The following is a 25,157-nucleotide window of genomic DNA, read 5'->3' on the forward strand; positions in this document are numbered from 1 at the left end:
CATTTGTAAAAGGGTATATAAGTGATAAAAAGGTAAAGCAGGTGTACATATGATAGATGTGATCGGAATTGGGATTGGGCCCGCCAATTTAGGATTGGCCGCTTTGTTAGAGGAGTTTGAGGATGTCTCATGCTGTTTTTTTGAACAAGAGTCTGAGTTTGCTTGGCATCCTGGTATGCTGATCAAAGGAACGGATTTGCAAGTTTCCTTTTTAGCAGACCTTGTCACAATGGCGAATCCAAGAAGCAGGTATACATTTTTAAATTATTTACATGAATCAAATAGACTTCACCGGTTCTATACATTTGAACAGTTTGATATCCCTCGGAGAGAATTCAATGAGTATTTATCATGGGCGGCAGGAGAATTAGACAGCTGTCAGTTCGGGATGAAGGTAGAAGAAGTGACGGACTGCCAAGATGGCTACCTTGTGAAAGTCAGACGGCTGAACGATGGATCGCTTTCTGAGTATCGTGCAAAGCATGTCGTGTTAGGTACAGGAAGCAAACCAATGATTCCAGTCGATGTGCCTGAAGCAGCATACCCATATGTGACCCATAGCAGCCGTTATTTAGATCAGCAGAAAGCACTTCACGAAGCTGAGTCGGTGGCGGTAATCGGCTCAGGGCAGAGTGCAGCTGAAATTTTCTTAGACCTGCTTCAGCATCAAAAGAAAGGACAGCAGCTTTCATGGTTTACGCGTTCTAGTGAATTTAGAGAGCTGGAGACGGCAGAGCTGGGCCAAGAACTTTTTACACCAAAGTATGTCGAGTATTTTCATTCGCTTCCTTATGAAGAACGTATGAACACATTGCCTAGGCTGACAGGATTAAGAAATGGCATCGATGCATCAACGCTTTCGCGCATTTATCAGGAGCTATATCATCGCTCTGTTTCAGGTGAAGAGCCATCTGTGCTCATTCAGCCAATGACCGAGCTTGAAGCGATTCAAAGAGGAGAGCATCAGCCTTTGGAGCTGCATCTCAAACAGTGGCAGCTGAAGAAAGAAAAAATTATAACTGTAGATCATGCTGTATTGGCTACAGGGTATACACCGAATATTCCTAAATGGTTTAGCGCATATGAACCTTTGATTGAATGGGAAAGTGATGAGCATTTTAAAGTGACAGACGACTTCAGGCTTGTGTTCAAAGACAAGCGTTCAAATCATTTCTTTACATTCACGAATCTTGATCATTCTCATGGAACAGCGGCGACAAATTTGAAACTATCGATTTACCGCAACCAGAAAGTCATTCGAACCATTCGCGGGGCCGAGGAAGCGCCAGTCAAGCAAGAAACTGCATTTCAGCAATTTGAATAAAACATAAAAAAGGGCCCAAGCATAGGGCCCTTTTTCATTAGATTGTCGTTTCTTTTTTTACTTTTGGTTTTTCAGGTTTCCATTTGAAGATTTTGTTTAGGATTTGATAGATTTTCTTAGATTCTTTCGTTACGAGCGGTCCTAAGATCGCAAGGATTAAGACATACAATGCAGCAAAGGGCTTCAAAGTAGCGGCAAGTCCGCCGGCGATGCCAAGCTCGGCAACAATGATTGAAAACTCTCCTCTCGATACGATGGTTAATCCAATATTAGAAGAGGCTTTATGAGAAAATCCAGCTCTCCGTCCAGCGAACATTCCGGCAGTGAAGTTCCCAATTAAGGTAAGAATCACAGCGCCGATCGCAAGCCAGAAGGCATCACCCAATGTAAACGGATCGATACTGAGACCAAAGCTGAAAAAGAACATCGCTCCAAAGAAATCTCTAAACGGAACCACGAGATGCTCAATGCGGTCTGAGTGCTCTGTTTCTGAGAAAACAAGACCAAGTAAGAGAGCTCCAATAGCCTCTGCTACATGAATTGTTTCTGAAAAACCAGCGACAAAGAACAAAGCGGCAAAAATCACAATGATGAACACTTCGTTCGAACGGATATCAAACAACTTATTTAATAGTTTTGGCAGCTTCCGCGCAATGATAAAGAAAAGCATCATATAACCAAAAGCGATTAAAATCGATAATAAGGCACCGCCAACAGTAGTGGCATCTCCAAGGACAAGACCTGATACGACAGATAAATATACGGCAAGGAAAATATCCTCAAACATAATAATCCCTAGAATTAACTCTGTTTCAGGATTTGCCGTCCGTTTCAAATCGACAAGGACCTTGGCCACAATGGCGCTGGATGAAATGGTGATCACACCTGCCATAATGAGAATCTCAAGGAATCCAAACCCTGTGATAAAACCGTAGAGCAGTCCTAAGCTGAAGTTGATCAAAATATAAATAGATCCGCCGACTGCAATAGATTTACCCGATTTAATGAGTTTTCCGACAGAGAACTCAAGTCCAAGATAGAAAAGAAGGAACAGGACGCCCATTCTGCCAAAAAACGAAATGATCTCCGTGCTTTCGATAAATTTCAAATCAATGATCCCGATAGTTGGAGCATGCGGCCCAACAATCATTCCGAGGACAATGAGAAAAGGGATGATAGAAAATTTAATTTTATTGGCGATTAAGCTGGCGATGGCGATAAGAATTAGCGCCGTCCCAACTTCAAAGACTAAATGATCCATTCATCACTCTCCCCCTCTAGAAAGAAAATCACGTACCAATCGTTTCAAGTGTTTTCTTTCGCCCGAAATGACCATCGTATCATTTGCTTGAATAATCGAATCGGCACCAGGGTTGAGTAATTTTTCATTTGTATGTTTAATGATCGCAATCACGGTGACTTCATAATTTTGTCTCACATCTAAATCACCGAGTGTATGTCCAACCGCTTTTGCACCTTTTTCCACTTTAAACCATTCAATGATCAAGTCGTTGAAGGCCATTTCAATGGTTTCTAGTGCCTGCGGTTTATACACCATACCGCCGATAATAGCAGCGATTTGCCGGGATTCAGCATCATCGAGTGAAATGGTAGACAGCACTTCATCTGGATCATCATCGTCAAAACGATAAATTTCCCGTCTGCCATCATCATGAATCACAATCGTCATCTTTTCTCTATTTCTCGTTTCAATTTCAAATTTCTTTCCGATCCCAGGAAGATCATTTTCTTTAATGTTCATTTTATCCCTCCGAATTTGATAGTCTGTGTTTTTCATATAGTAAATGCGGATGAAATAAAATGAATCAGTAGAGGTAATTAGATTGATACATAACGGGGATCGCACACTTCATTTCCAAAAAACATAAATCAATGGACAATGCAGCTGATGGGGCAGGCTTTGGCAGAAAAGTCTTGGCATCCATCATTGATAATCTGTCCTTCAACAGAATGGATGAAGCATGTTTTTTTGAAAACGAAGGTGTCTTCACAGCATTGATTTCTTCATCATAAATGGATGGAGAAATCAGGCTAGGTATACTCGCTTCTGCCTGTGAAGCAAAAACGACATTTGAAAAAGGAGAAAACATGACGATGAAGCTAACCAATATCATGATGGAACATCTGATCAATCATCCTCCTCCTTTCAAATTTATTTTCTTTCTTTTTTTACTATATAAAAATATATTTCTTGTTTCAATCATTATGCTTATTTTAGTATCAATTGATCTTGAAATTTTTTATTTAGAGAAAAAGGTTTTACATGATGGAAATGGAAGTAAGTTATGAGCTTTTAAAAGAAGAGGGGGATGGATGATGACATATATCAATTGTCAGTTAGACGGGGATGTTTTTGAAATCGTTTTCAATAGGCCTGAAGCTTATAATTCTTTTCATGTGGACATGTTTGCTGAATTCAAAGAAGCATGTGATGCAGCGGAGGAAAGCAGTGCAAAAGTCGTTGTCATCAAGGGAGCGGGAAAAGGATTTTCAGCAGGCGGAGATATTGGGATGATGCTCAAGCAGGAAAGTGAAGAAGATTTTCATCGTGTGATGGATTTGATCGAGGGAATTACACTTTCTCTAGCTGGTATGAAAAAAGTGACGATTGCGCTTGTCCACGGGTCAGCAGCAGGCCTCGCTTTTAGCTTTGCTCTAAGCTGTGACTACTTGTTTATGCATCAGGATGCAAAACTCGCCATGAATTTTAATGGAGTAGGATTAATTCCTGATGGCGGGGGGCATTTTTTCCTCACAAAAAGAGTCAGTGAGCAAACCGCTAAACAATTGATTTGGAGCGGACAAAAGCTGCCGGCTGAAGAAGCGTTAAAGCTGCGCCTTGCAGACGGGGTGTTTCAGGATGAGGTCGATACGTACCAAAAAGTGTGTGTGAAGCCATTTATGAACATGCCGCTTCAAGCCTTTATCGAAACGAAGATGATCTATTTCCAGCAGTCAGAATCAAAGCTCTTAGCCGTTCTTCAAAAAGAGAGAGCAGCACAGGCAAGACTGAGAAAAAGTCATGATCACAAGGAAGGTATACAAGCCTTTTTAGAAAAAAGACGTCCTGTCTTTCAAAAAGCATAAATGAACATGAGGCCGGCGAAAGCCGGCTTTTTTAACGTTCAAATAAAAGCAGCTTTCCTGCTTGATCAACGAGTCGATGAGAATGCTTTGTGTATTGCTGTTCCATTAAGCGATGACGTCCTAATTCCTTTGCTTTCTTGTCACTATCCGCTGTGATTTTTTCATTTAATAAAGTCTCACCCGACCGGTCAAATACGGTTAAAAAGTATGTCTTCTCCATGCCTCATCTTCCTTTCCTCTGTTTTTTAATGTAATTAAACATGGAATAAGACAAAACCTCTTTTTTAGCCTTTAAAAATGTGTTTTTTAGATTGAGAGTGATAGAACGTGCATTCGTAAAAATGGCATGATAAAATATGGACAATGACAGTATCGGACAAGGAGATAGACGTTTGACTAAGCTCACCTTTATTCATGCCGCAGATTTACATTTAGACAGTCCATTTGCAGGAATGTCGACTATACCTAATTCTATATTTAAGCGGCTCAAAGAAAGTACATTTCAAAGTGCTAAGAACATCTTTGATCTCGCCGTTGCGCGGGCGGTAGACTTTGTGCTGCTGAGCGGAGATTTATTTGATGAATCCAATCGCAGCTTAAAAGCACAGCTGTTTTTAAGAAATCAGTTTGTAAGACTGCAAACGCACGGCATTGAAGTCTTTATTATTTATGGGAATCATGATCATTTAGGCGGGGAATGGACACCGATTGAGTGGCCCGAGAATGTACATGTCTTTTCGAGCAGTACACCAAGTGAGATCTCCTATTATCGAGGGAAGCAGCTTGTCGCGAGTATTTATGGGTTTAGCTACAAAGAGCGGGCTGTCTATGAAAATATGACATCTCATTATGTCAAAACAACAAATGCTGCCTATCACATTGCAATGCTTCACGGCACTTTAGCCGGACAAGAAGGACATGATGCATATGCCCCATTTCAGCTTCAGCAGCTCATAGCACGGGATTTTGATTATTGGGCGCTCGGACATATACATAAAAGAGCCCTTCTGCATGAAGACCCATTTATTATTTACCCTGGTAATGTTCAGGGCAGACATATTAAAGAAACGGGAGAAAAAGGCTGTTACTTGATTCACCTCTCCGAAGATTCTCAGGCAGCGGATTTTATCAGCTGTGCAGATATCATCTTTGAGAAACTGGCCATAGACATCACAGAAACGGTTCATATGACGGATCTTGTCACACTAGTGGAAGGCAAAATCAATGAGCTGAAAGAGGAAGGCGTTCCTCATTTTGTGAGAATTGAATTGACAGGTGATGCACCTTCTTACTTTGAGCATACGCAGCTTGAGGTCCTCGAAGAGCTGTTGACTGTTTTTCATGAGCAGGAGGAAGATGAAGACGTGTTCGTTTGGGTGATGTCAATTGACTGCCGAACAAATGAGGATGTGATCTATCCAGAGGATTCTTTTTTGAAGGAACTAACGGCAGAAATTGCACAGTTTGAGTCATATGAAGAGCTGCTTTTACCGATCAAGCGTCACCCAATCTACAGGAAGTCAGGAAAAGCGCTCACAAAAGAGGATGAATTGGATATAAAAGAAGAAGCACAAAGGCTGCTGACGGAACAGCTGAAGCAATTATGAGAAAAGGAGAGGTATGATGAAAATACGTTCACTCCATATAGCGAATTTCGGGAAATTTTCAAATCGAACCTTTCACTTTTCTGATGACGGTTTTCAGCTAGTTTACGGCCTGAATGAATCGGGGAAAACGACATTGAAGGCGTTTATTGAGTCGATGTTATTTGGTTTTTCAAAAAACAAGATATACAAGCCGAAACAAGGATCTTTCTATGGCGGCTCCCTCACTTGCTTAGATGAGGAGTTAGGTGTCATTCACATTGAGAGATCGTCCGATCGAGGCGGTCAAGCACAGGTGTTTTTACCGAATGGTGAAGTGAAAGATGAAGCATTCTTGCGGACTCTTTTAAAGGGAACAGATCGCAGATTATTCCAATCAATCTATTCATTTGATGTGTTTGGACTGCAAAATGTCCAAGCCTTAAACGAAGATCAAATCGGTGAATTTCTCCTTTTCTCAAGTTTATTTGGCTCAGATGCTGCCTCTAAGATGGATAGCAGGCTGCTTAAGCAGCAGGAGCAGCTGTTTAAACCGAATGGACGCAAGCCGGAATTAAACCAGCAGCTTGATCGTTTAAAAGAGCTGGCTGCCCAGCTGAAACAAGCTAGATTGGCAGAAGGCCGTTATACAGAGAAAAAACGGGAGCATTCTGAATTAATAGAGAATATCGCAGCGCTTCAAAAGGAAATGAAGCAGACAGAAGAACAGATTCAGCAGTTAAACGAACACATTCGACTTTATCCCATGATAGAGAAGAAGATGGAGTTAAAAAAAGAATTAGCCCGTTATCCAGAACGAGTCAAACGCTTTAGAGCAGAAACAGAGCATGAATTGGATAAATTAGAATCACACCTTCACCCGAAAAAGGCTCAAATGACTGCACTAAAGCAAAAATTAGATCATTTGCAAACCTTGCTGGCACAAGTTCAACCGCTTTATGACAAGGATACATTACTGGAGATGAAGCGTGTCGTTGATGAATCTTCTCATGCTGAACGTGTCAAAAACCGCTTAGCTGAATGTAAAGCAGAACGTGATTCATTGAAACAAAAAATGGACGAAGCCGCAGCGAAGCTAAAGTGGCAGCGTTCAGTCAAGCTCGATCAAATCGATGACTCCCTTGAATTTGAGTGGGAATTAAAGGAGGCTGTCAGCCAATACGTTCGTTTAATGGACAGAAAGGCACAGCTGGATGACCGGTTTGATCATGCAAGACATGAGCTGGAGGAAGCGGAAACCGCTTTAAAAGGATTAAAGGAACAGCAGGCCAAATCGCAAAGTACAGTGGAAGCTGGGGAAACAAGAACAAAAGAGAAAAAGGTTCATTCCCGGGCGTGGTTATTTCCTGTGATGGTGATATTTGATGCTGCATTTCTGCTTGTCCTTTTCTTATTAACAGAGTGGTGGGTTACTTTCTTATTTGCAGGGTTTTCTGTTTTTGTCTTCTTTGCTATTTACCCATTTTTGAAATCGGCACAGGTGAAACAGGGAAGCGGCGGGGGAGCATTCGATTCCTTCCAAGTACAGGCAGCTTCAGCTGAAACGCTTGTGAGGCAGAAGGAGCTTTTGTACGAAAGGATCATCCGGCAATATGAAGACTGGGAGCAGGAGCTGGAACCTGTCCAGCAGCAAGTAGAGGAAAAGAAAAGACAGCTGGGCTTGTCCTCAGAGCTTTCTTTCCTAGTAGAAGCCTTTCTTATTCTGAAGCAATTAAAAACGGATACAGCGGAATATGAGGAGCTTAGCCGGGAAATAGACGAGCTTGCCGGCCAGCAATCCAATTATGAGCAAAGGGTGGAAGCGTTAAGCAGTCTTCTGCAACGAAAGGAAGGCACCATTCAAGAGAACATCTCGGCCTTTCAAGAGATTTTGAAAGATGAGGCGAAAAGAGAAAAAGAACGTCAGACATTGGATGTATCGATTCAACATGTGAAACAGCAGATCACGGCGCTAGAAGGGGAAATTGACTATTACGAAAAACAAATGGACGCGCTTTTTCGTCAAGTAGAGGCAGAGTCCAAAAAAGATTACCAAATTCTTTCTCATCTATCGAAAGAATATAGGGAACGGCTTTCCCAATTGCAGCAGCTGAATCAAGAGCTGCATAGAAGCGGCTGCTTTGATGAGGAAGAATCGATTGTTCGTAAAGGATTGCGTCTTCTTGAAGAAGAGTGTGCGGAAGCAAAGCAGCACCTGAATAACATACAATCAAATGCAGCGAATATGGAAAAACGCCTGGCAGAACGAGCAGTGGAAATCCGGCAAATAGAAGCTTCAGGTACGGTGTCTGATTTGACTCATCAGCTTTCAGCTGAGCAGGAGCATGCAAAGCACCTTGCGAAAAAATGGGCGGCGGTTCAGCTTGTTCGCTCCGTCATTCGAGAAAAATTGAATGAACATAAAGAAAAAAGGCTGCCAGCACTGCTGCAAACAGCCTCCCGCTTTATTCAGCCGTTAACGAATGATCGATATGAAGCCATTTTATTTTCACCCGAGGATGACCGGCTGATCGTGAAAAGGATGGACGGACGAATATTCCGCCCAGAGGAGCTCTCACAAGCAACCTGTGAACAAGTCTATCTGGCCATTCGTTTTGCACTCGCCTTGTCTCATCAGCATGAATGTCAGCTTCCGTTTATGATGGATGACAGCTTCGTTCATTTTGATCATGTTCGTCTAGGAAGAGTACTGGAGTTGATGAATGAACTCACGCGTTTTGAAACACAGCTGTTTTATTTTACCTGTCATCAGCATATGACGCAGGGAGCAGAAGATGGACAGATTACGAGTTTAGCAGTTGAATGATTGACAAATAATGACTTATGTTATACTTATATGAGCAGAAACATGGAAGGAGCTTTTATTGAATGGCTAAAGGGATCATGACCTATGATGTCGGCGAACAAGTTGACCTGCATTTATTAATTAAATCATCTACTAAAGGGATTGCAAGTAATGGCAAACCATTTTTAACGCTCATTCTTCAAGATCAAAGTGGAGATATTGAGGCGAAACTATGGGATGCAAAGCAGAATGATGAAATCACCTACGGCCCGCAAACCATCGTGAAGGTAGTAGGCGACATTCATCATTATCGCGGGAGGAATCAGCTGAAGCTTAGGAATATACGCCCTGTTGCTGAAAACGAGCAAATTCGAATTGATGACTTTCTCGAAACAGCTCCTATTCCAAAACACGATATGATGGATACGATTATGCAATATATTTTTGATATGAAAAACCCTAATATTCAGCGTGTTACAAGGCATTTGCTGAAGAAATATGGACAGGAATTTGCTGATTATCCAGCAGCGACAAAAAATCATCACGAATTTGTCTCTGGACTCGCCTACCACGTTGTGTCTATGCTGCATTTAGCAAAATCAATTGTTGACCTATATCCATCACTAGATCGAGATCTTTTATATTCAGGCATCATTCTTCATGATTTAGGGAAAGTCAAAGAGCTTTCGGGTCCAGTCTCCACGACATATACTGTGGAAGGGAATTTAATTGGCCACATTTCCATTATGGTGACAGAAATTGCGAAAGCTGCGGAAGAGCTTAGCATTGATTCAGAGGAAATTCTCATTTTACAGCACTTAGTCCTGAGTCATCACGGAAAAGGAGAATGGGGCAGCCCGAAACCACCAATGGTGAAAGAAGCTGAAATTCTCCACTATATTGATAATTTAGATGCGAAAATGAACATGATGGATCGTGCGCTTGAGCATGTGAAGCCAGGAGAATATACAGAACGTATTTTTGCACTTGAGAATCGTTCGTTTTATAAACCAACCTTCCATCACGAATAATCATGTCAAAACGTCCGTTTATGCGGGCGTTTTTTTCATAACTTGTCTTTTTTTCGCATAAGCATGTAACACAAAGGAAGAGAGGAATTTCCTTAAGAAAAGGAGGCGATGAAAAAATGTTGTTTTTTCCGTGGTGGGTGTATGCATGTATTATCGGCATTATTTTCTGTGCGTATAAATTAATGACAACAGCCAAAGAGGAGCAAGAAATTGATCAATCCTTTATTGAAAAGGAAGGAGAAATATTTATCGAGCGAATGGAACAGGAAAGAGAGCGCAGACGCCAGAATCAGCAGGTGAAAAGATCACAGGATACTGCGGCACATGAAGATCATTCAATTGCTTAATCTCGTCATACAAAAACCCCTCTGCACGATTACGGCAGAGGGGTTTTTTGTGATTACTGGTTCTGTTGTGTCTGCTGATTTTGTGCAGGCTGTTCAGATTTTTCTTTGAACGTTTTTTGAAGCTCTTTATCTTTTACTTTCACATCAGCATCTTTTACTAATTTGTTTAAGATGTTTTGGATTTCATTTGTGTCTGCTTGTTTTTGGTCAAGCAGTTCTTTTTTCAAGTCTGCTTTCATGTCATCATATTTACCGCGTTCTTCAGTCTTTTTAATGATATGGTAGCCGAATTGGGATTTTACTGGCTTGCTGATTTCATTTACTTTTAGTTTGAAAGCAGCTTTGCTGAAGTTCTCGTCCATTTGGCCTTCTTTTGCGAACCAGCCTACATCGCCGCCTTGTGCTGCTGAAGCAGTATCAGTTGAATATTCAGAGACAAGGGAATCCCATTTTTCACCTTTATCTAATTTCTTTTCCACTTCGTCAGCTGTTTTCTTATCAGCTACTAAAATGTGGCTTGCACGGATTTTTCCTTTAAGGTCATCGTAATACGATTTTACTTCTTTATCAGTGATTTTGATGTTAGCTTTGGCAGCCTTTTGAGTCAGCAGCTCATATTTCACTTGATCTTTGATGTAATCTTTACCGAATTCATCTTGAAGCTGTTTTAAACGATCTTCACCAAGTGTCTTTTTATATTCTTCCAATTTCTTATCAATTTCTTTATCAGATACTTTGTATTTGTCAGCAAGAACCTTTTGTTGAACAAGTAGGTTTAGAGCATCTCCACCTGCTTGTTTCTTAAGAGTTGTATAAAGTTCTCCTTTTGTGACATCTCCTGATTTCGTTGTGGCGATCACATCTTTATCACCGCTACTGCATGCGCCAAGAGTTAAAACACTTACTGCTGTTACAGCTGCTAAAGCCATTTTTTTCATTCAAAAAACACTCCTAATCTTTCCAATTTATTTATCATTGCTTGTATCATAACATATTGTGACACGCTGTAAAAAGAAATGCAAATGGAAGGGCATTCGTCTAGTCAAAAAATTGCGCGCGACATACACATATAGTGATCACAAAAAGGAGGCTGAATTATATGGGAGCAGGATATTCTAATGGGTTTGCTTTATTGGTCGTGCTATTCATTTTGCTGATCATCGTTGGTGCAGCATATCTTTACTAATTAAATCGCTGTGACAGAAGGGAGCCGTCCTGCCGTGCGTGAGGGCGGTTCTTTTTTCAAACGATGACAGGTGCCTAAACGTTTTTTATTTTTCTGCATACACTGAGCTTAGAACAGAGGAAGAACTGGCAGGAGGTGTTTTTACATGGGAGGAGAAGTCTTTGCTGGCGGTTTTGCACTAGTCGTCGTATTATTCATTTTATTGATCATCATCGGTGCATCTTGGATTTGCTAATTCAAATATACACAAAAAGCTGCCCTCAAACTGGCAGCTTTTGCTTTGATCTTAAATGGAAATGTTAATTTGAACAAATGATGAGATAAGTAAGATCAGTATTGATACATTGATAAAGCGAAACACCTTATCTTGCCGTTCTTCAGGAATCTCTCTGACAAGGCATAATGTATTAGTAAGCCTGTTTATTGAATACACAATAAACGCGGCAAAGACGATGAAGTAAAATAAAACTATCGGAGATCCCCCCTCTCTATGCTATTCCCATACTACATTACCAAATTTTTTATGAAAAAGATAGAAGTTGGCTTTAAAAACCTCATGATGAGGAAGTTTGGTCAACTAAAATATCAAACTCGTCTTGAGCTTGATCGATGATGCAGGATTTAGGTGCTTTGAGCAGTTTCCATGCAAATAAAAAGTCAGGCAAACAATAGCCTGCATGTATACTTGCGATGATGATAAAATAGTGTGCGTACATAGGAAACGCCACGCCTAACACAAAGTAAACCGGTGAGATGACACAAAACGGGCTGAGAAGTGAAAAAAGCATCACTTTCTTAGGTACGCGCTGCCAGCAATTTCGTTTCATCAATAGCGTCATTTTTTTCTTATTTTTCATCACTGGGATCAAGTGAACCACACGGTGGACAAGCAATGTCACAAGTAAGAGCACGGCAAAAAGCGGTGCGTTATGGCTGCTTAGCCTCGTTTCAGGATGAGTCAGTTGAAAACATAAAAATGCCATAATGAAAAAAAGGATAGCAAGACTTATGGCAGAAATCATCATTCTCGTATAACCATAATCCTTTTCAAGATTAATGGTCTTCCAACAATTCATTTTTCATCCTTCCAATCTAAAAATCGAATTGAATATCTCAAGATAATTTACTCTTCCTGAGGATAAAAATCAATGGTTTTGATGAAAAAAAATAAAATGGTGCCTTCATATGGAATAAAGAGAGGAAACTTTGGATTTTTCAAGAAAAAAGAACTGAAGGGGGAGGTTCGTCTCTTTCGTCAATGAGTATTTTCGGCTAAAATAGAAGGACTAAGAGAAAGAGGGAACGTACATGAGTATTGAGGAACGAATGAGCCAGCTTGAATATTATATGGAACTTTTATTGACGGCAGCCGATATGAGCCGTTATCCATATTATGCGTTATTGATCAGGCAGCGTGTATCGAAAGAAGAGGCAGAGGAAATTGAGCGTATTTGTGCTGAGCTTTCAGAGGAAATGGATAAGCAAAAAGCACAAGGCTACGTCATGTTTGACGATCTCCTTGCGCTCTTTGCGGGACAGTTAATTGAAAAGCTGGATGTTCATGAGACGATATTTGCTTTGCATGATCAAGGGCTCTTTCAGCCGCTAATGAATGAATTTATAAAGATCATTAAACAATTTGATTTGTTTTAGACGCTTTTTCTGCTGCCTCAGCTGAGTTTTCAAGTTCCTCAGTCTTTTTTGTGACTTTTCCTTGCTCATTCAAAAAGTCCTTCTCAATGTTTGAAAACGATTTCTCAAAAATCTCCATGAAATCCTCACCATAAATGTTTCGGATGATACACATCATTTCTAAAATCTCAGGGAACTTTCCGTAAATGTCATGAAGCGGCTGTGCGCCTTTGACAATACCAGTTCGGGCCGGGTCATAATCTTCGAGTAGTTTATGGAATGTCTCTTCGCCTTTTGGCGTTAGCTCAATATACGTATTGCGCTTATCGTTTAACTTTTTAGAAAATTTTAAAAATCCTCGTTCCTCCAGTTTCTTGGAGAAGTTAAACGCCGTTGATACATGCATGACGCCAAACTTTGCAATTTCTGATATTGAAGCTCCTTTTAATTGATACGCAATCCACAAAATATGATGTTCATTGATATTTAGGTTATACGGTTTGATCCACTGCTGCCAGTCCTTTTCAATGGATTTCCAAAGAGCTTTGCTCAATTGGGCCATTCTTTGACTGAATAAAAGTGCTTCTTTTACATCGAAAGGCTGTTCCGAATGATTCATCCATTTCACCTACTTCTCTTTTTCTTGTAATTCTATTATGCCAATAAAATAAAGATTAATAAAGCTGAAAATTCAAGAATTTTTAAAAGTCATGAAAAACATTGTCAAAATAACCTTTTTTCAACAAAAAAAGTGCGGGATACGCACCCCGCACACTTTTGTAAACGAATATTTTTTTGTGAGTATATTAGTTTTGTAAGGTTTTCTCCAGTTGTTTGAGCTTTTCCTCAATTTCCTGAATTTCCTTTTGTAAGTCCTGCTGATGAGGTTTGATTTCTTCGCGCCATTGCTGAATCGATGTTTGCAATTCAGACCCGACTTCTTTAATTACCTCTGCGCTTTCTTTTGCTGTTTCCACAATTTGCTCTTTTAAAGCTTGTCCATCTCTTTTTAATTTTGTCAGCGTATCTTCGAATTTGTCATAGCCGTCTTTCACTTTTCCGCGCACATCTCTGCCAGAAGAGGGAGTCGTCAGGAGCACTGCCGCACCTCCGAGGAGACCGCCTACAAATAATCCTGTTAATAAAGAACGTCCACTAGCCATTCAAATCACCTCTAGTCAAATTTTACACATTCGCATGTTCTCTCTGAGCTGACGATCAGCTTCATTGAACTTCCATACATAGCTTGCTTTATTTTAGCATACTTTTGAAGAAAAGGGAGGGGAGAAGGTTGTCTGTCTTTCTGTTCGTTTTTATGTGTATCGTCATCGTTTTTACAGGTGGTTCTATTCATTATGCAAGACAGCTTGGGTATGCAGGGTCTTATCCGCCAAAACATGTTTTAAAGCAAAAAGCACTTGTGTGTGCGGCTGGTGCAGGAATTTCGCTCCTCATTTTGCTGCTGACCCTTTTTCTTTTATAAAAGCATGAAAAAAACCTCTTCATCTATCATGAAGAGGTTCCAGCGTGTAGACAAACCCTCGCATTCTTTGTCAGTCCTGCGTGCTGGTGCTCACGAATATCAAATTCGCTCCGCGCCAGTACTCGTCCTTCCTAGACTTCAAAGGTTTTCTATCACGCTGAAAAGAAGACAAAGGGCTAAAATCAAGATCATTTTAGCCCTTTGTCAACAATCTGAAACCTCTTCATCTATCATGAAGAGGTTCGGTTATTCGTTAAGCAACTTCTATCATTCTTGCACGTCTCAGAATGGACTGAGCAATTGGGAAGACAAATGCCATAGCGATGGTATTAATCACGGCTGCTGGCAGGACAACACCCACAAGAAGTGCCGGTAATGCAGCTGGCAGTCCAGTGATCAGTAAAGCGGCAGATAAGAAAATCACGCCGGATACGATGGTTCCAATCGCAGTTAATACAGCGGTCAGCACCACTTTGTTCTTTATCTTCAAGCAAGATAAGAAAAGGGCTAAGAAGATAAAGGCTGTCACTGGCTTATCAATCATATTCGGAATTTGTCCGCCTGGGAATCCCGTTGTTAATGCAGAAATGACACCAGTCACTAGCGCAATCACGACAACATGCTGTACCTTTGGGAAAAGGATGATGCTTAAAAACATCATGACCAGCATCATATCAGGTTTCATTCCGAAAAAGATGGGCGGGAAAATCGTATGCAAGACAGCTCCCATTGCTGCAAGCAATGACATAATCACTAATTCTTTTGTTTTCATTTCTATGCTCTCCTCTGCTAAGCTCTTATAGGACTCTCCAATAATATGGCTCATCATTTATTGCAAGAGTCATGACTTTATATTTCTCGTTATTATAACAAATTTATTTCCTTATAGAAAAGCCTTTTTACTCATTTTCTTGCTGGAACTTTTTCATAAAGTCCGCAAGCTTTTGGCAGTCTTCAATTGAGACCGCATTGTAAATAGATGCTCTGCATCCACCGACAGAACGGTGGCCGGCAAGTCCAACCATTTGCTCTTGCTTTGCTTTTTCCACAAAGGAAGAAGTAAGTGCATCATCGCGAAGAGTAAAGGTGACATTCATATGTGAACGGCTGTCAGCCCGCGCATGTCCTTGATAAAAACCGCCGCTTTGATCAATGGTATCATAGAGAATGCCTGCTTTTTGTTCATTGCGTTTTTCCGCTGCTTCTACACCGCCAGCTTGTTTGACATGCTCAAGGACAAGTGACAGCATATAAATCGCAAAAGTCGGTGGTGTATGATAAAGAGAGTTAGCTTTTGCATGTGTTGAATATTTTAATATTTTCGGTGTGCTGCTTTTCTCTTTCTCTAATAAACGTTTGCGCGCAATCACAATCGTGATACCTGAAGGCCCTAGGTTTTTTTGTGCCCCAGCATAGATGAGATCAAATGAAGAAACGTCTATTTTTTTGCTGAGAATATCACTGGACATATCCGCAATGAGCGGCAGTGACGTGTGCGGGAACGTTTTCCACTGAGTACCGAAGATCGTATTGTTCGATGTGATGTGCAAGTAAGCACCATCTGTTAAACCAGAAGTATCTACTTCTGGAATATACGAGTAGTTGTCATCTTCACTTGAAGCAAGCACAGATGTCTGACCAAACCCTTTTGCTTCTGACAATGCTTTTTCTGACCAAGCGCCTGTTTGAATGAAATGAGCTGTTTCGCCTTCATGTAAGAAGTTCATAGGAATCATCGCAAATTGAAGACTAGCTCCGCCTTGTAAAAAGAGGACTTCATAATCTTCTGGAATGTCCATCAGTTCCACCAAAAGCGCTTTTGCTTTATTGTGGACTTCTTCATATTCACCGCTGCGATGAGAAAGCTCCATCACAGACATCCCAGTTTGTTTAAAATCAACAAGTTCTTTCTGTGCTTTTTGAAGCACTTCTAGCGGCAGTGCCGCCGGACCAGCATTAAAATTTGTCGTTCGCTTCATCACAATCTCTCCCTATTTCTCGCGTTAATGGATCAAAAGATAAAACCATCCTATCACAAATTTGAAGCATTTGGACAAAAAATTTGAATCGTTCAAAATATCTTACTATTAAGAGATGGTAGCGATAAAGAGAGGGCAGAAATAAGAAAAACCTCATCTGTTAAGATGAGGTACAGATTGTTGACAAAGGGCTAAAATGATCTTTATTTTAGCCCTTTGTCTTCTTTTCAGCGTGAAAGAAAACCTTTGAAGTCTAGGAAGGACGAGTACTGGCGCGGAGCGAATTTGACATTCGTGAGCACCAGCGCGCAGAGCTGACAACGAATGCGAGGGTTTGTCTACACGCTGAACCTCACCTGTTAAGATGAGGTAAGCCGCGTGTGGATGGCAGAAGAAATGTCTTTTAAATCCTCTGACGTGTATTGATCTTGGTGTGATTTCCATACGGCACCAAAGCCATCGCCTTTTCCGTAGCGCGGAATGATATGCATATGGTAATGGAACACCGATTGACCGGCTTTTTCACCGTTGTTGTTCAGGAGGTTTAACCCAATTGGTTCAAACTCCTGTTTGATCGCCCTTGCAATTTTCGGAATCGCTTGGAAGTAGTGGTTAGACACTTCTGGTGTCATCTCATAGATGTTTTCTTTATGTATTTTCGGGATTACAAGGGTATGTCCTTTTGTTACTTGGCTGATATCAAGAAAAGCCAATACATGCTCGTCTTCATATACTTTTGCACATGGAATGTCTCCATCAATGATCTTGCAAAAAATGCAGTCGCTCACGCCATGTCACTCCTCATTATTTTTCCTTTATCGTATCACAAAAAGAAGCAAAAAAGAAAACAGGACAAGCGAACTCCTTTGGTCGCTCATCCTGCTCCTGCAGAAGAAATGCTGATGCTTTCATTCGAATGCCTTTTGAATTCTCTATTTACTGAAATAAAGAATTCATGTGCCTGCTATTTCTGCCGTAAACACCTCATTTGACGTTTTGGTTTGTCGTATACATATTGTATAGGACACAAAAATCAAGAATCAGTGAAGCAAAACAGAAGCTAAGGTTTTTAGATGAAAAACCAACTTGTCATGCGGTTCTTTGCCTTTAACAAACACCTCATTTACTTATTGGTCATCAAGTTCATTTCTTCTACATACATTATGATGACCAAAGCGCCTATTTTTTATTCATGACTCGTCTATAGGTAAACATTTCAAATTATCATTCGTTTTTGTTACTATAAAGGAAAAAAGAAAGAAAGGAACGAATTCATGTCCCTTCTCACTGTAAAAGATGTAACGGGCGGATATACGAAGAATCCCGTTCTAAAAAATATTTCATTTGAATTAGAAAGAAATCAAATCGTCGGTCTCATTGGCTTAAACGGGGCGGGGAAAAGTACAACCATCCGCCATATTATCGGGCTCATGAAACCGCATAAAGGTGTCATTGAATTGAATGGACGAACTCTTCAAGACGACCAAGAGGCGTATCGTTCACAATTTACATTTATTCCTGAAACACCTGTTTTATATGAAGAATTAACGTTAAAAGAGCATTTAGAGCTGACTGCGATGGCTTACGGTCTATCAAAGGAACAATTAGACGAACGCCTGCCATCATTGCTGAAAGAATTTCGAATGGAGAAAAGGCTGAAATGGTTCCCTGCTCATTTTTCAAAAGGAATGAAGCAGAAGGTCATGATTATGTGTGCATTCCTTGTGGAACCAGAGCTGTATATCATCGATGAACCGTTTTTAGGGCTTGATCCGCTTGCAATCAATGCACTGCTTGAACGGATGAATGCTGCGAAGAAAAGCGGCGCTAGTGTCCTGATGTCAACGCATATTTTGGCGACAGCTGAGCGCTATTGTGATTCCTTCATTATTTTGCACGAAGGGGAAATCAGAGCGAAAGGAACACTGGCAGAGCTGAGAGAACAGTTCGATATGAGAGATGCGACACTCGATGATCTTTATTTGGAATTAACAAAGGAAGAAAGCTATGAGTAAAACAACGCTTACTATTTGGAAATCAAGATTAGAGGAACACATACAAGAAACAAGAAAATACTTAAAATACATGTTCAACGATCATCTTGTCATTGTGCTCATTTTTTTCCTTGCAGGCGGAGCAAGCTGGTACAGCAGCTGGCTCAAACATATTCCGGTTCACTTCCCATCCTACTGGGTGATGGCAGTTGTTTTCTCATTGGTACTTACAAGCTCATACGTACGTACGTTGATTAAAGAAGCCGATCTCGTGTTTTTGCTTCCTTTGGAAGGGAAGATGGAGCCTTACTTAAAACAAGCGTTTAACTTTAGCTTCATTTCTCAGCTGTTTCCTCTCCTTGCTGTATCCATTGTCGCACTTCCGCTTTATTCGGCGGTGTCTTCAGGAGGCATCACGGAGTATGTGCTGATATTGGCGCAAATGATCTTAATAAAGGGCCTGAATACAGCCATTCAATGGAGAATGACTTATTTTCAAGGAAAACACGTGAGATGGCTCGATGCAGCCCTTCGTTTTCTATTAAATATGATGTTGATCTACACCATCTTACAGGCAGCCTATGTGATTGCAATCGTTTTTTATCTTATCTACGGTGTCTATCTCGTCTACTTAACAAATGCAGTGAAAAAACAGCCCTTTCAATGGGAACTGCATATTTCTGATGAATTAAAACGGAAGCAGCGCTTTTATCGTTTGGCAAACTTATTTACAGATGTGCCTCACTTAAAGAAACAGGTGAAAAGAAGAGCATACATGGACTGGATGTTGAAGTTTGTTCCTTATGATCAGCGTAAAACTTTTTCTTATATGTATGTGAGGGCGTTTGTACGCTCAAATGACTATTTTGGTCTGGTGTTTAGATTAACGGCCGTGTTTGTCCTGATTATTTTGTATACAGGTGCAGCAGGCTGGGTGGGTGCGTTACTAGTCTTGTTCACAGTATTTATCACAGGTGTACAGCTTGTGCCGTTAACGAAGCACTTTGCTCATCTTTCATTACAGGCACTTTATCCAGTTTCTCAAAAAGAAAAGGATCGAAGCTTTTTTGTTCTCGTCCGTAATGTGCTCATCATCCAATCGATATTGCTGAGCTGTGCGGTACTTCCAGCAGGAGGCTGGCAGGGAAGCGGACTTGCCCTTCTCATTTCTGTAGCGTTTGTGCTTGTCCTCTTTAAGCCTTACGTACAAAGCAGGTTAAAAAAGATGAGATAAGTGGAGATTACAGCGAGCGTATGATGACATCAAGGAGGGGACCGGATGAATGCAGCTGAACGGGAGTTGTATGAAGAAGCCATTCTTTTTCAAACACGTTTTTTAAGAAAACCTTCAAAGATCGAACGGTTTTCAAAAGGAGTTCAGCAGCAGGTGAACCGCCGAATTCCTGCCAGGTTTCATCAAGTCATCACAAGTGCAGTCAAAACGATGGTTGAATCCACCGTATCAGGATCACACTTTACTTCATTTTCAGTGATTGATGAACAATTATCTATTGTAGAACGAAATGAACTGGCAAAGGATAAAGTGAAGTATTACCAAAAGGCGGCTGCTATCGAAGGGGTTGGAACAGGTGCAGGCGGTTTATTCCTCGGAATGGCAGACTTTCCGCTGCTGCTGAGCATAAAGATGAAATGCCTTTATGAGCTGGCGTGTATTTATGGCTTTGATTTATCTCAAAAGGAGGAAAGACTCTTTTTGCTCTGTATATTTCAACTCGCCTTTTCCAGCAGTGCCCATCGTCAAAAAATGATGAAGATCATAGATGATTGGGAAACGAGCCGCGAGGAAATGGATTGGTACAGCTTTCAGCAGGAGTATCGAGATTACATTGATCTTGTAAAGCTGTTTCAATTAATGCCGGTCGTCGGAGCCGCTGTTGGCGGGGTGGCAAATCATCAGCTGACAGGACAGCTCGGAGAGGTTGCACGCCATGTGTTTCACTTGCGAATATTGAAAGAAATGAAATAGAAAAGCCGCTGATGACAGCGGCTTCAGATTGTTGACAAAGGGCTAAAATAAAGATTATTTTAGCCCTTTGTCTTCTTTTCAGCACAGCGTGATAGAAAACCTTTGCAGTCTAGGAAGGACGAGCAGTGGAGCGGAGCGAATTTGACATTCGTGAGCACCGGAGCGCAGACCTGACACCGAATGCGAAGGTTTGTCTACACGCTGAAACCGCTGATGACAGCGGCTTTTCTTTATTCATTGTAGGAAAGAACGGCGTTAGCGAGAACCTTTGCTGCGATAGGCATTGCTTTTTCGTTGATATCAAACTTTGGATGATGATGTGGATAGACGTCTTTGGTGTTTTCCGGCATGGCGCCTGTGTAGAAGAAGGTACCAGGGACATGCTGAAGGTAGTAAGCAAAGTCTTCTCCGCCCATTTGGGTTTCCGCTTCTTTTACTTCTGTGACACCTTCTGTCTGGTTTGCGATGCCAGCAATATACTCAGTCGGCTTTGGATGGTTTTTGACAGCAGGGTATCCTCTTACGTATTCATATGTGTAGGCAGCATCATGCATCTGGCATACCCCTTTTACCACCTGTTCAATTTCTCGTTCGATGATATGCCGTGCACTTTCTTCAAAGGATCGTGCTGTACCCGTTAAAACAGCTGAATCTGCAATAACGTTAAAGGCATTCTCTGCTACAAAACCTCCAACAGAAACAACAGCAGAATCAATTGGATTGACTTTACGTGCAACGACTTGCTGCAGGTTTGCGACGATTTGTGAACCGATGAGTACGGCATCTTTTGTTAAATGAGGCTGAGCGCCATGTCCGCCTTTCCCTTGGACTTGAATGGAGAAACGATCGGCCGCTGCCATAAAGTTCCCGCTTTTATAAAGAATCGTGCCACAAGGCTCTGAAGACCAAAGGTGCGTACCAAATATCACATCGACACCGTCTAAACAGCCGTCTTCAATCATTGGTTTTGCACCGCCGGGAGCATATTCTTCTGCATGCTGATGAATGAGGACGATCTTGCCTTTTAATTGATCACGATGCGTATGCAAGACTTTTGCTAATACAAGAAGTGTCGCAGTATGCCCATCGTGACCGCACGCATGCATCACACCAGGCTTTGTTGATTTGTAAGGTACATCTTTTTCATCGTGGATGGGAAGTGCATCAAAATCAGCTCTGAGGGCAATGGTTGGTCCCGGAGAAGCTCCTTCAATAAAAGCGAGTACGCCATGACCGCCCACCTTGGTGCGCGTAGGTATTTGTAATGTATCATAGTAGCTGGCGATGAAAGCGGCTGTTTCTTCTTCCTGAAAAGAAAGTTCAGGATTCATATGGAGATGGCGTCTAATTTCAACCATTTCCTCATAATGTTCATCAAGACGTTCATTGATGCTTTTTTGTAAAGTGGATATTGTCATTGAATCGAAAACCTCCTTCATGCTCTTTTACTGATTGTATGGTAATTGTTAGAATCTTTCAACAGAAGAGGATTTCGTGGTCAGTATCAAAAGGTCATTTTACATAAAAGTCGAAGTTGATATGAAGCAGGGAAAGGGAGGAGTAGCGTTGGGAAGCTGTCCAAATTGTTCAAAAACATTTTCTTTCGTCGAAAAATTTCATTTATCACATACGAAAATGATGATGTGTCCAAGCTGCCGGCATCAAATCAAAGAAACCTTTGTCTCAAAAATGAGTTTTTTTATGATCTGCTTGATTCCACTATTGGTGCTGCTGATTCAATTGAAAGGTGCTTCACCTATGTTGAAGTGGCCGGTCTTATTAGGTTGGATATTGCTGAATTTCTATGTGCTTCAGCCGATCATTCATCGGTACGAGCTGAAATCAAGTTCATAAAATGAAGAGCCCAGGCGACTGGGCTTTTTTTAATGAAAAAAAGAAGTGCTGAGAGCAGCACTTCCTTAATTGTCTGTGACGGCATGGTAGGATGTGAGGTAAGCTGGACGAGAGAAAATGGAGCCTGTATCTTCGTGTGGCTGAAAGAATGCTTCTGATTCTTGAAAGTCTTGAAATAAGTCCTCTGATTCCCAAAGTGTCAAAATCAAATAAACTTCTTCATCTTTTTGAGGTCTTAAAACGCGAATAGCCTGGAAGCCGCGCTGATGTTCTGAGATGTTCGTCTTTTTCTGAAAGGTGGATTCAAACAGTGCTCTGCTTTCAAGCTTAACAGGGATATGATTCAAGGTGACGAAACCAGATTGGACAAGCTCGCCTTTCGCATAAATCACATCATAGGCATGAGGGGCTTTAAATACAGTCTCACCCTCCGTTTCATGAAAAAGAGCTGCTTGTTCTTTTCCGACCATATAAAGCAGATTTTCCAGATGGTGTTTCTTTGCGATTTTATGCAAAAAATCTGCTGTTCCATATGTAATATAAAAATTCATCTAAACCGCCTCCTGCTTGATAGTATAACAAAAGAATGATATATAATTCTTTGGCAGTCAATCCATAAAACATATTATGAAGCAATACATCCCATACTATCCGTATAAAGGAATGAGGTGACCTAATTTGAAGAAAAAGAAGATAATCATTCCATTAGTCATTGCAGGAAGTACAATCGTACTCTCATTCATTGGCTATCTGACGATTTTATTTTTAGGACATTATGTCATAGATGAAAAGAAGCTTGTTTTTCACGCTTCCTCCAAAATCATTGATCAGAATGGAAAAGAACTCACAAGCATGTATTCAGAAAATCGGGACCCTGTGTCATTAAAAGAGGTGCCTGATAAAGTAGCAAAAGCTTTTGTGGCTGTCGAGGACAAGCGTTTTTATGAGCATCACGGAATTGATGCACAGTCTATTTCAAGGGCGGTTTATCGAGATATATTAGCAGGAGGGAAGGTAGAGGGCGGCAGTACAATTACCCAGCAGCTCGCAAAAAATATTTTTCTCACAAATGATAAAACCTTTCTTCGAAAAACGAAAGAAGTCATTATTGCCATTAATTTAGAGAGAGATTATTCAAAGGATAAGCTGCTAGAGATGTATTTGAATCAGCTTTACTTTGGCCATGGTGTTTATGGTATTCAGGCAGCAGCCAATTATTATTTTAGTAAGGATGTGAAAGATTTAACGGTCAGCGAAGGTGCCACACTCGCTGCGATGCCAAAGGCACCATCTTCTTACTCGCCTGTTTTACACCCTGATAAAAATAAACAGAGGCGGGACACCATCCTGAATTTAATGAACGAACAAGGATATTTGTCTTCAACAGAAACAGTAGAAGCAAAAGGGAGAACACTAGGCATTCATTTAAAAAAGAAATCAGAAACGCCTTGGGTGGACAGCTATGTTGATCTCATTATTAAAGAAGCAGAATCAGAGTATGCCATTTCGCATGAACAATTGCTTCAAGGCGGCTATACCATTACAGTTCCGATTGATATGAATCTGCAAAAAACCGCTTATGATGCGATGAAGAACAACCGTTATTTCCCGGGAAAAAGCGGTTCTCCGGAAGGCAGCGCCGTATTCATTGATAACGAGTCTGGTGGAGTGAAAGCAGCCATCGGGGGACGAGAATATCAGGCAAGAGGCTACAACAGGGTGACAGCTGTTAGGCAGCCGGGATCTGTTTTTAAGCCGATCGCAGTCTACGGCCCGGCAATGCAGGAGAAAAAATTCAGACCTTATTCACTGCTTGAAGACAAAGAAAAAAGCTATGACGGCTATTCACCTAAGAATTACGATGGGCAGTATGAAGACAGGGTCACAATGGTGGAAGCCCTCATGAAAAGTAAAAATACCGCTGCTGTGTGGACATTAAGCCAGCTGGGCATTGATACGTCGAAATCATATCTCGAGAAAATGGGGATAGATATCTCTGATAAAGGCTTAGCTATTGCACTTGGCGGTTTAGAAAAAGGAGTTTCTCCATTACAGATCGCTGGAGCCCTTCATACTTTTGCAAATGAAGGTGTATATAAAAAGCCTTTCTTTATTCAAAAAATCACCAATGATGAAGGAGAAACTGTAGAAAAGAATCGTAGTCAGCAAGAACGAGTATTTAGTGTGCAGAATGCTTGGAATATGACAAGAATGCTCCAGCAAGTCGTCAAGGGCGGAACAGCCCAGAGCGGTTCATACGCTGGAGATTTAGCAGGTAAGACAGGTACGACCACATATTCAGGTGTGAAAGGTGCAACAAAGGATGCTTGGTTTGCCGGCTATACGCCTAGTACAACGGGTGCAATTTGGATGGGGTATGACAAAACAGATAACAGCCACTATTTAACTGGAGGCAGTCAATACCCTGTGCAGCTGTTTAAAGATATTTTAACAGCAGCTCAAATCACCAATGAAACGTTTGAAAAACCAGAGGGGATTAAAGAGCTCGAGTCGCCCATCCATTTAGAGGGATTATCAGGATTTGAAGCTCGCTATGCGTTTAAAATCAAAGGCTTGTTTACATTAGAGCTGTCTTGGGACAATCAGGAGGATAAACGCATTGAATACCGCATCTATGAAAAGAGAAATGGAAGCGAGACGCTGATCGACACAGTGACAGGCGTGGACAGCTATACAATGCCGTATGCCAATGTATTTTCAAATGCAGAGTATAAGGTTGTTCCATATAATACCCAAACGCAAGAAGAAGGAGAAGGCAGTCCATATGTCAAGCCAGAGGCTTTTGGACGTTAATATTCGGCGATTTTTTGAACATTGAGCCG

General features: G+C 41.1%; 29 protein-coding genes. 15 read left to right on the forward strand and 14 right to left on the reverse strand.

Going from position 1 to position 25,157, the window contains the following annotated elements; all coding sequences use genetic code 11:
- The first annotated feature begins 49 nt into the window (after positions 1–49).
- Entirely contained in the window at positions 50–1,324 is a 1,275-nt protein-coding gene (locus tag H7F25_RS03255; RefSeq protein ID WP_103132124.1) for a lysine N(6)-hydroxylase/L-ornithine N(5)-oxygenase family protein, read from the forward strand.
- A gap of 37 nt (positions 1,325–1,361) precedes the next feature.
- Here the strand turns inward: H7F25_RS03255 and H7F25_RS03260 are convergent, their stop codons facing one another.
- The 3 genes from H7F25_RS03260 to H7F25_RS03270 form a co-directional block, all read right to left on the reverse strand.
- On the reverse strand, positions 1,362–2,585 hold the full coding sequence (locus H7F25_RS03260) for a cation:proton antiporter (RefSeq protein ID WP_024426572.1): 1,224 nt from the start codon (positions 2,583–2,585) through the stop codon (positions 1,362–1,364).
- Between the two features lie 3 nt (positions 2,586–2,588).
- Positions 2,589–3,086, reverse strand: a complete 498-nt coding sequence (locus tag H7F25_RS03265; RefSeq protein ID WP_024425442.1) for a cation:proton antiporter regulatory subunit — start codon at positions 3,084–3,086, stop codon at positions 2,589–2,591.
- Positions 3,087–3,150: 64 nt separating this feature from the next.
- On the reverse strand, positions 3,151–3,477 hold the full coding sequence (locus H7F25_RS03270; RefSeq protein WP_231506868.1) for a potassium:proton antiporter: 327 nt from the start codon (positions 3,475–3,477) through the stop codon (positions 3,151–3,153).
- Positions 3,478–3,658: 181 nt separating this feature from the next.
- Here H7F25_RS03270 and H7F25_RS03275 point away from each other — a divergent pair, with 181 nt between their 5' ends.
- The gene (locus H7F25_RS03275) at positions 3,659–4,432 is read left to right on the forward strand and encodes an enoyl-CoA hydratase (protein ID WP_051582030.1); all 774 of its coding nucleotides are present in this window, start codon (positions 3,659–3,661) and stop codon (positions 4,430–4,432) included.
- A gap of 31 nt (positions 4,433–4,463) precedes the next feature.
- Here H7F25_RS03275 and H7F25_RS03280 read toward each other — a convergent pair whose 3' ends face one another.
- A complete protein-coding gene (locus H7F25_RS03280; RefSeq protein ID WP_024425445.1) occupies positions 4,464–4,652 on the reverse strand; it encodes a YhzD family protein in 189 nt (62 codons plus the stop codon).
- A 172-nt stretch (positions 4,653–4,824) separates the two neighbouring features.
- Here H7F25_RS03280 and H7F25_RS03285 point away from each other — a divergent pair, with 172 nt between their 5' ends.
- The 4 genes from H7F25_RS03285 to H7F25_RS03300 all read left to right on the forward strand — a co-directional run bounded on the left by H7F25_RS03285 (position 4,825) and on the right by H7F25_RS03300 (position 10,199).
- Positions 4,825–6,039 (forward strand): metallophosphoesterase family protein, encoded by a 1,215-nt coding sequence (locus H7F25_RS03285; protein ID WP_185854209.1) that lies wholly within the window; start codon positions 4,825–4,827, stop codon positions 6,037–6,039.
- 16 nt (positions 6,040–6,055) lie between these two features.
- Positions 6,056–8,842 carry an ATP-binding protein gene (locus tag H7F25_RS03290; RefSeq protein WP_185854210.1) on the forward strand — a complete coding sequence of 929 codons (2,787 nt, stop codon included), beginning with the start codon at positions 6,056–6,058 and terminating at the stop codon, positions 8,840–8,842.
- A 62-nt stretch (positions 8,843–8,904) separates the two neighbouring features.
- Entirely contained in the window at positions 8,905–9,852 is a 948-nt protein-coding gene (gene yhaM, locus H7F25_RS03295; protein ID WP_024425447.1) for a 3'-5' exoribonuclease YhaM, read from the forward strand.
- A 116-nt stretch (positions 9,853–9,968) separates the two neighbouring features.
- The gene (locus H7F25_RS03300; RefSeq protein ID WP_024425448.1) at positions 9,969–10,199 is read left to right on the forward strand and encodes a sporulation YhaL family protein; all 231 of its coding nucleotides are present in this window, start codon (positions 9,969–9,971) and stop codon (positions 10,197–10,199) included.
- Between the two features lie 53 nt (positions 10,200–10,252).
- On the opposite strand, the gene H7F25_RS03305 is transcribed toward H7F25_RS03300, so the two are convergent.
- The gene (locus H7F25_RS03305) at positions 10,253–11,137 is read right to left on the reverse strand and encodes a peptidylprolyl isomerase (protein WP_024425449.1); all 885 of its coding nucleotides are present in this window, start codon (positions 11,135–11,137) and stop codon (positions 10,253–10,255) included.
- 161 nt (positions 11,138–11,298) lie between these two features.
- Between H7F25_RS03305 and H7F25_RS03310 the strand changes: the two genes are divergently transcribed.
- Together H7F25_RS03310 and H7F25_RS03315 are read left to right on the forward strand one after the other, a co-directional pair.
- Positions 11,299–11,385 (forward strand): YjcZ family sporulation protein, encoded by an 87-nt coding sequence (locus H7F25_RS03310; protein ID WP_008361129.1) that lies wholly within the window; start codon positions 11,299–11,301, stop codon positions 11,383–11,385.
- A 145-nt stretch (positions 11,386–11,530) separates the two neighbouring features.
- Positions 11,531–11,620, forward strand: coding sequence for a YjcZ family sporulation protein (locus H7F25_RS03315; protein WP_017360317.1), 90 nt, complete (start codon positions 11,531–11,533; stop codon positions 11,618–11,620).
- A gap of 51 nt (positions 11,621–11,671) precedes the next feature.
- On the opposite strand, the gene H7F25_RS19265 is transcribed toward H7F25_RS03315, so the two are convergent.
- Positions 11,672–11,857 (reverse strand): hypothetical protein, encoded by a 186-nt coding sequence (locus tag H7F25_RS19265; RefSeq protein WP_080652927.1) that lies wholly within the window; start codon positions 11,855–11,857, stop codon positions 11,672–11,674.
- Positions 11,858–11,939: 82 nt separating this feature from the next.
- On the reverse strand, positions 11,940–12,461 hold the full coding sequence (locus H7F25_RS03320) for a DUF3267 domain-containing protein (protein WP_024425450.1): 522 nt from the start codon (positions 12,459–12,461) through the stop codon (positions 11,940–11,942).
- A gap of 232 nt (positions 12,462–12,693) precedes the next feature.
- On the opposite strand from H7F25_RS03320, the gene H7F25_RS03325 reads away from it, so the two are divergent.
- Complete coding sequence (locus H7F25_RS03325) at positions 12,694–13,038, forward strand: YhaI family protein (RefSeq protein ID WP_024426566.1); 345 nt, start codon at positions 12,694–12,696, stop codon at positions 13,036–13,038.
- Here the strand turns inward: H7F25_RS03325 and H7F25_RS03330 are convergent.
- Both H7F25_RS03330 and H7F25_RS03335 read right to left on the reverse strand, forming a co-directional pair.
- Positions 13,016–13,636, reverse strand: coding sequence for an HTH-type transcriptional regulator Hpr (locus H7F25_RS03330; protein WP_024425452.1), 621 nt, complete (start codon positions 13,634–13,636; stop codon positions 13,016–13,018). The genes H7F25_RS03325 and H7F25_RS03330 overlap by 23 nt on opposite strands.
- Before the next feature lie 187 nt (positions 13,637–13,823).
- Positions 13,824–14,180 carry a YtxH domain-containing protein gene (locus H7F25_RS03335; RefSeq protein ID WP_024425453.1) on the reverse strand — a complete coding sequence of 119 codons (357 nt, stop codon included), beginning with the start codon at positions 14,178–14,180 and terminating at the stop codon, positions 13,824–13,826.
- Between the two features lie 128 nt (positions 14,181–14,308).
- Here H7F25_RS03335 and H7F25_RS03340 point away from each other — a divergent pair, with 128 nt between their 5' ends.
- Positions 14,309–14,500 carry a membrane protein YhzF gene (locus tag H7F25_RS03340; protein WP_024425454.1) on the forward strand — a complete coding sequence of 64 codons (192 nt, stop codon included), beginning with the start codon at positions 14,309–14,311 and terminating at the stop codon, positions 14,498–14,500.
- Between the two features lie 253 nt (positions 14,501–14,753).
- Here the strand turns inward: H7F25_RS03340 and H7F25_RS03345 are convergent, their stop codons facing one another.
- The 3 genes from H7F25_RS03345 to H7F25_RS03355 all read right to left on the reverse strand — a co-directional run bounded on the left by H7F25_RS03345 (position 14,754) and on the right by H7F25_RS03355 (position 17,267).
- Positions 14,754–15,272 carry a tryptophan transporter gene (locus H7F25_RS03345; RefSeq protein ID WP_185854211.1) on the reverse strand — a complete coding sequence of 173 codons (519 nt, stop codon included), beginning with the start codon at positions 15,270–15,272 and terminating at the stop codon, positions 14,754–14,756.
- A gap of 127 nt (positions 15,273–15,399) precedes the next feature.
- Positions 15,400–16,479 carry a 3-phosphoserine/phosphohydroxythreonine transaminase gene (gene serC, locus H7F25_RS03350; protein ID WP_185854212.1) on the reverse strand — a complete coding sequence of 360 codons (1,080 nt, stop codon included), beginning with the start codon at positions 16,477–16,479 and terminating at the stop codon, positions 15,400–15,402.
- 359 nt (positions 16,480–16,838) lie between these two features.
- A complete protein-coding gene (locus tag H7F25_RS03355; RefSeq protein WP_024425457.1) occupies positions 16,839–17,267 on the reverse strand; it encodes an HIT family protein in 429 nt (142 codons plus the stop codon).
- 486 nt (positions 17,268–17,753) lie between these two features.
- Here H7F25_RS03355 and H7F25_RS03360 point away from each other — a divergent pair, with 486 nt between their 5' ends.
- From H7F25_RS03360 to H7F25_RS03370, 3 genes are read left to right on the forward strand one after another with little or no spacing between them, the layout of a single operon-like run.
- The gene (locus H7F25_RS03360; protein WP_024426563.1) at positions 17,754–18,494 is read left to right on the forward strand and encodes an ABC transporter ATP-binding protein; all 741 of its coding nucleotides are present in this window, start codon (positions 17,754–17,756) and stop codon (positions 18,492–18,494) included.
- Entirely contained in the window at positions 18,487–19,707 is a 1,221-nt protein-coding gene (locus H7F25_RS03365; protein ID WP_149125804.1) for an ABC transporter permease, read from the forward strand. The genes H7F25_RS03360 and H7F25_RS03365 overlap by 8 nt, the downstream gene beginning before the upstream one ends.
- 45 nt (positions 19,708–19,752) lie before the next feature.
- Positions 19,753–20,460 carry an EcsC family protein gene (locus H7F25_RS03370; protein ID WP_087975647.1) on the forward strand — a complete coding sequence of 236 codons (708 nt, stop codon included), beginning with the start codon at positions 19,753–19,755 and terminating at the stop codon, positions 20,458–20,460.
- A gap of 230 nt (positions 20,461–20,690) precedes the next feature.
- Here the strand turns inward: H7F25_RS03370 and H7F25_RS03375 are convergent, their stop codons facing one another.
- Entirely contained in the window at positions 20,691–21,878 is a 1,188-nt protein-coding gene (locus H7F25_RS03375) for a M20 family metallopeptidase (protein ID WP_185854213.1), read from the reverse strand.
- A gap of 148 nt (positions 21,879–22,026) precedes the next feature.
- Between H7F25_RS03375 and H7F25_RS03380 the strand changes: the two genes are divergently transcribed.
- Positions 22,027–22,314, forward strand: coding sequence for a hypothetical protein (locus H7F25_RS03380; RefSeq protein ID WP_225315487.1), 288 nt, complete (start codon positions 22,027–22,029; stop codon positions 22,312–22,314).
- A gap of 65 nt (positions 22,315–22,379) precedes the next feature.
- On the opposite strand, the gene H7F25_RS03385 is transcribed toward H7F25_RS03380, so the two are convergent.
- Positions 22,380–22,865, reverse strand: a complete 486-nt coding sequence (locus H7F25_RS03385; protein WP_024425462.1) for an antibiotic biosynthesis monooxygenase family protein — start codon at positions 22,863–22,865, stop codon at positions 22,380–22,382.
- Positions 22,866–22,992: 127 nt separating this feature from the next.
- Between H7F25_RS03385 and H7F25_RS03390 the strand changes: the two genes are divergently transcribed.
- Positions 22,993–25,128 (forward strand): transglycosylase domain-containing protein, encoded by a 2,136-nt coding sequence (locus H7F25_RS03390; RefSeq protein ID WP_034624029.1) that lies wholly within the window; start codon positions 22,993–22,995, stop codon positions 25,126–25,128.
- The last annotated feature ends 29 nt before the right edge of the window (positions 25,129–25,157 follow it).

This window comes from Bacillus sp. PAMC28571 (assembly GCF_014250435.1).
GTDB classification, from domain to species: domain Bacteria; phylum Bacillota; class Bacilli; order Bacillales; family Bacillaceae; genus Bacillus; species Bacillus safensis.

What these genes read in the sequence shown, in the direction of transcription:
- H7F25_RS03255 (WP_103132124.1), top strand. Translation starts at nt 50, where the DNA reads ATGATAGATGTGATCGGAATTGGGATTGGGCCCGCCAATTTAGGATTG.
- H7F25_RS03260 (WP_024426572.1), bottom strand. Translation starts at nt 2,585, where the DNA reads ATGGATCATTTAGTCTTTGAAGTTGGGACGGCGCTAATTCTTATCGCC.
- H7F25_RS03265 (WP_024425442.1), bottom strand. Translation starts at nt 3,086, where the DNA reads ATGAACATTAAAGAAAATGATCTTCCTGGGATCGGAAAGAAATTTGAA.
- H7F25_RS03275 (WP_051582030.1), top strand. Translation starts at nt 3,659, where the DNA reads ATGATGACATATATCAATTGTCAGTTAGACGGGGATGTTTTTGAAATC.
- H7F25_RS03280 (WP_024425445.1), bottom strand. Translation starts at nt 4,652, where the DNA reads ATGGAGAAGACATACTTTTTAACCGTATTTGACCGGTCGGGTGAGACT.
- H7F25_RS03290 (WP_185854210.1), top strand. Translation starts at nt 6,056, where the DNA reads ATGAAAATACGTTCACTCCATATAGCGAATTTCGGGAAATTTTCAAAT.
- yhaM (WP_024425447.1), top strand. Translation starts at nt 8,905, where the DNA reads ATGGCTAAAGGGATCATGACCTATGATGTCGGCGAACAAGTTGACCTG.
- H7F25_RS03300 (WP_024425448.1), top strand. Translation starts at nt 9,969, where the DNA reads ATGTTGTTTTTTCCGTGGTGGGTGTATGCATGTATTATCGGCATTATT.
- H7F25_RS03305 (WP_024425449.1), bottom strand. Translation starts at nt 11,137, where the DNA reads ATGAAAAAAATGGCTTTAGCAGCTGTAACAGCAGTAAGTGTTTTAACT.
- H7F25_RS03310 (WP_008361129.1), top strand. Translation starts at nt 11,299, where the DNA reads ATGGGAGCAGGATATTCTAATGGGTTTGCTTTATTGGTCGTGCTATTC.
- H7F25_RS03315 (WP_017360317.1), top strand. Translation starts at nt 11,531, where the DNA reads ATGGGAGGAGAAGTCTTTGCTGGCGGTTTTGCACTAGTCGTCGTATTA.
- H7F25_RS03320 (WP_024425450.1), bottom strand. Translation starts at nt 12,461, where the DNA reads ATGAATTGTTGGAAGACCATTAATCTTGAAAAGGATTATGGTTATACG.
- H7F25_RS03325 (WP_024426566.1), top strand. Translation starts at nt 12,694, where the DNA reads ATGAGTATTGAGGAACGAATGAGCCAGCTTGAATATTATATGGAACTT.
- H7F25_RS03330 (WP_024425452.1), bottom strand. Translation starts at nt 13,636, where the DNA reads ATGAATCATTCGGAACAGCCTTTCGATGTAAAAGAAGCACTTTTATTC.
- H7F25_RS03335 (WP_024425453.1), bottom strand. Translation starts at nt 14,180, where the DNA reads ATGGCTAGTGGACGTTCTTTATTAACAGGATTATTTGTAGGCGGTCTC.
- H7F25_RS03345 (WP_185854211.1), bottom strand. Translation starts at nt 15,272, where the DNA reads ATGAAAACAAAAGAATTAGTGATTATGTCATTGCTTGCAGCAATGGGA.
- serC (WP_185854212.1), bottom strand. Translation starts at nt 16,479, where the DNA reads ATGAAGCGAACGACAAATTTTAATGCTGGTCCGGCGGCACTGCCGCTA.
- H7F25_RS03360 (WP_024426563.1), top strand. Translation starts at nt 17,754, where the DNA reads ATGTCCCTTCTCACTGTAAAAGATGTAACGGGCGGATATACGAAGAAT.
- H7F25_RS03365 (WP_149125804.1), top strand. Translation starts at nt 18,487, where the DNA reads ATGAGTAAAACAACGCTTACTATTTGGAAATCAAGATTAGAGGAACAC.
- H7F25_RS03370 (WP_087975647.1), top strand. Translation starts at nt 19,753, where the DNA reads ATGAATGCAGCTGAACGGGAGTTGTATGAAGAAGCCATTCTTTTTCAA.
- H7F25_RS03375 (WP_185854213.1), bottom strand. Translation starts at nt 21,878, where the DNA reads ATGACAATATCCACTTTACAAAAAAGCATCAATGAACGTCTTGATGAA.
- H7F25_RS03385 (WP_024425462.1), bottom strand. Translation starts at nt 22,865, where the DNA reads ATGAATTTTTATATTACATATGGAACAGCAGATTTTTTGCATAAAATC.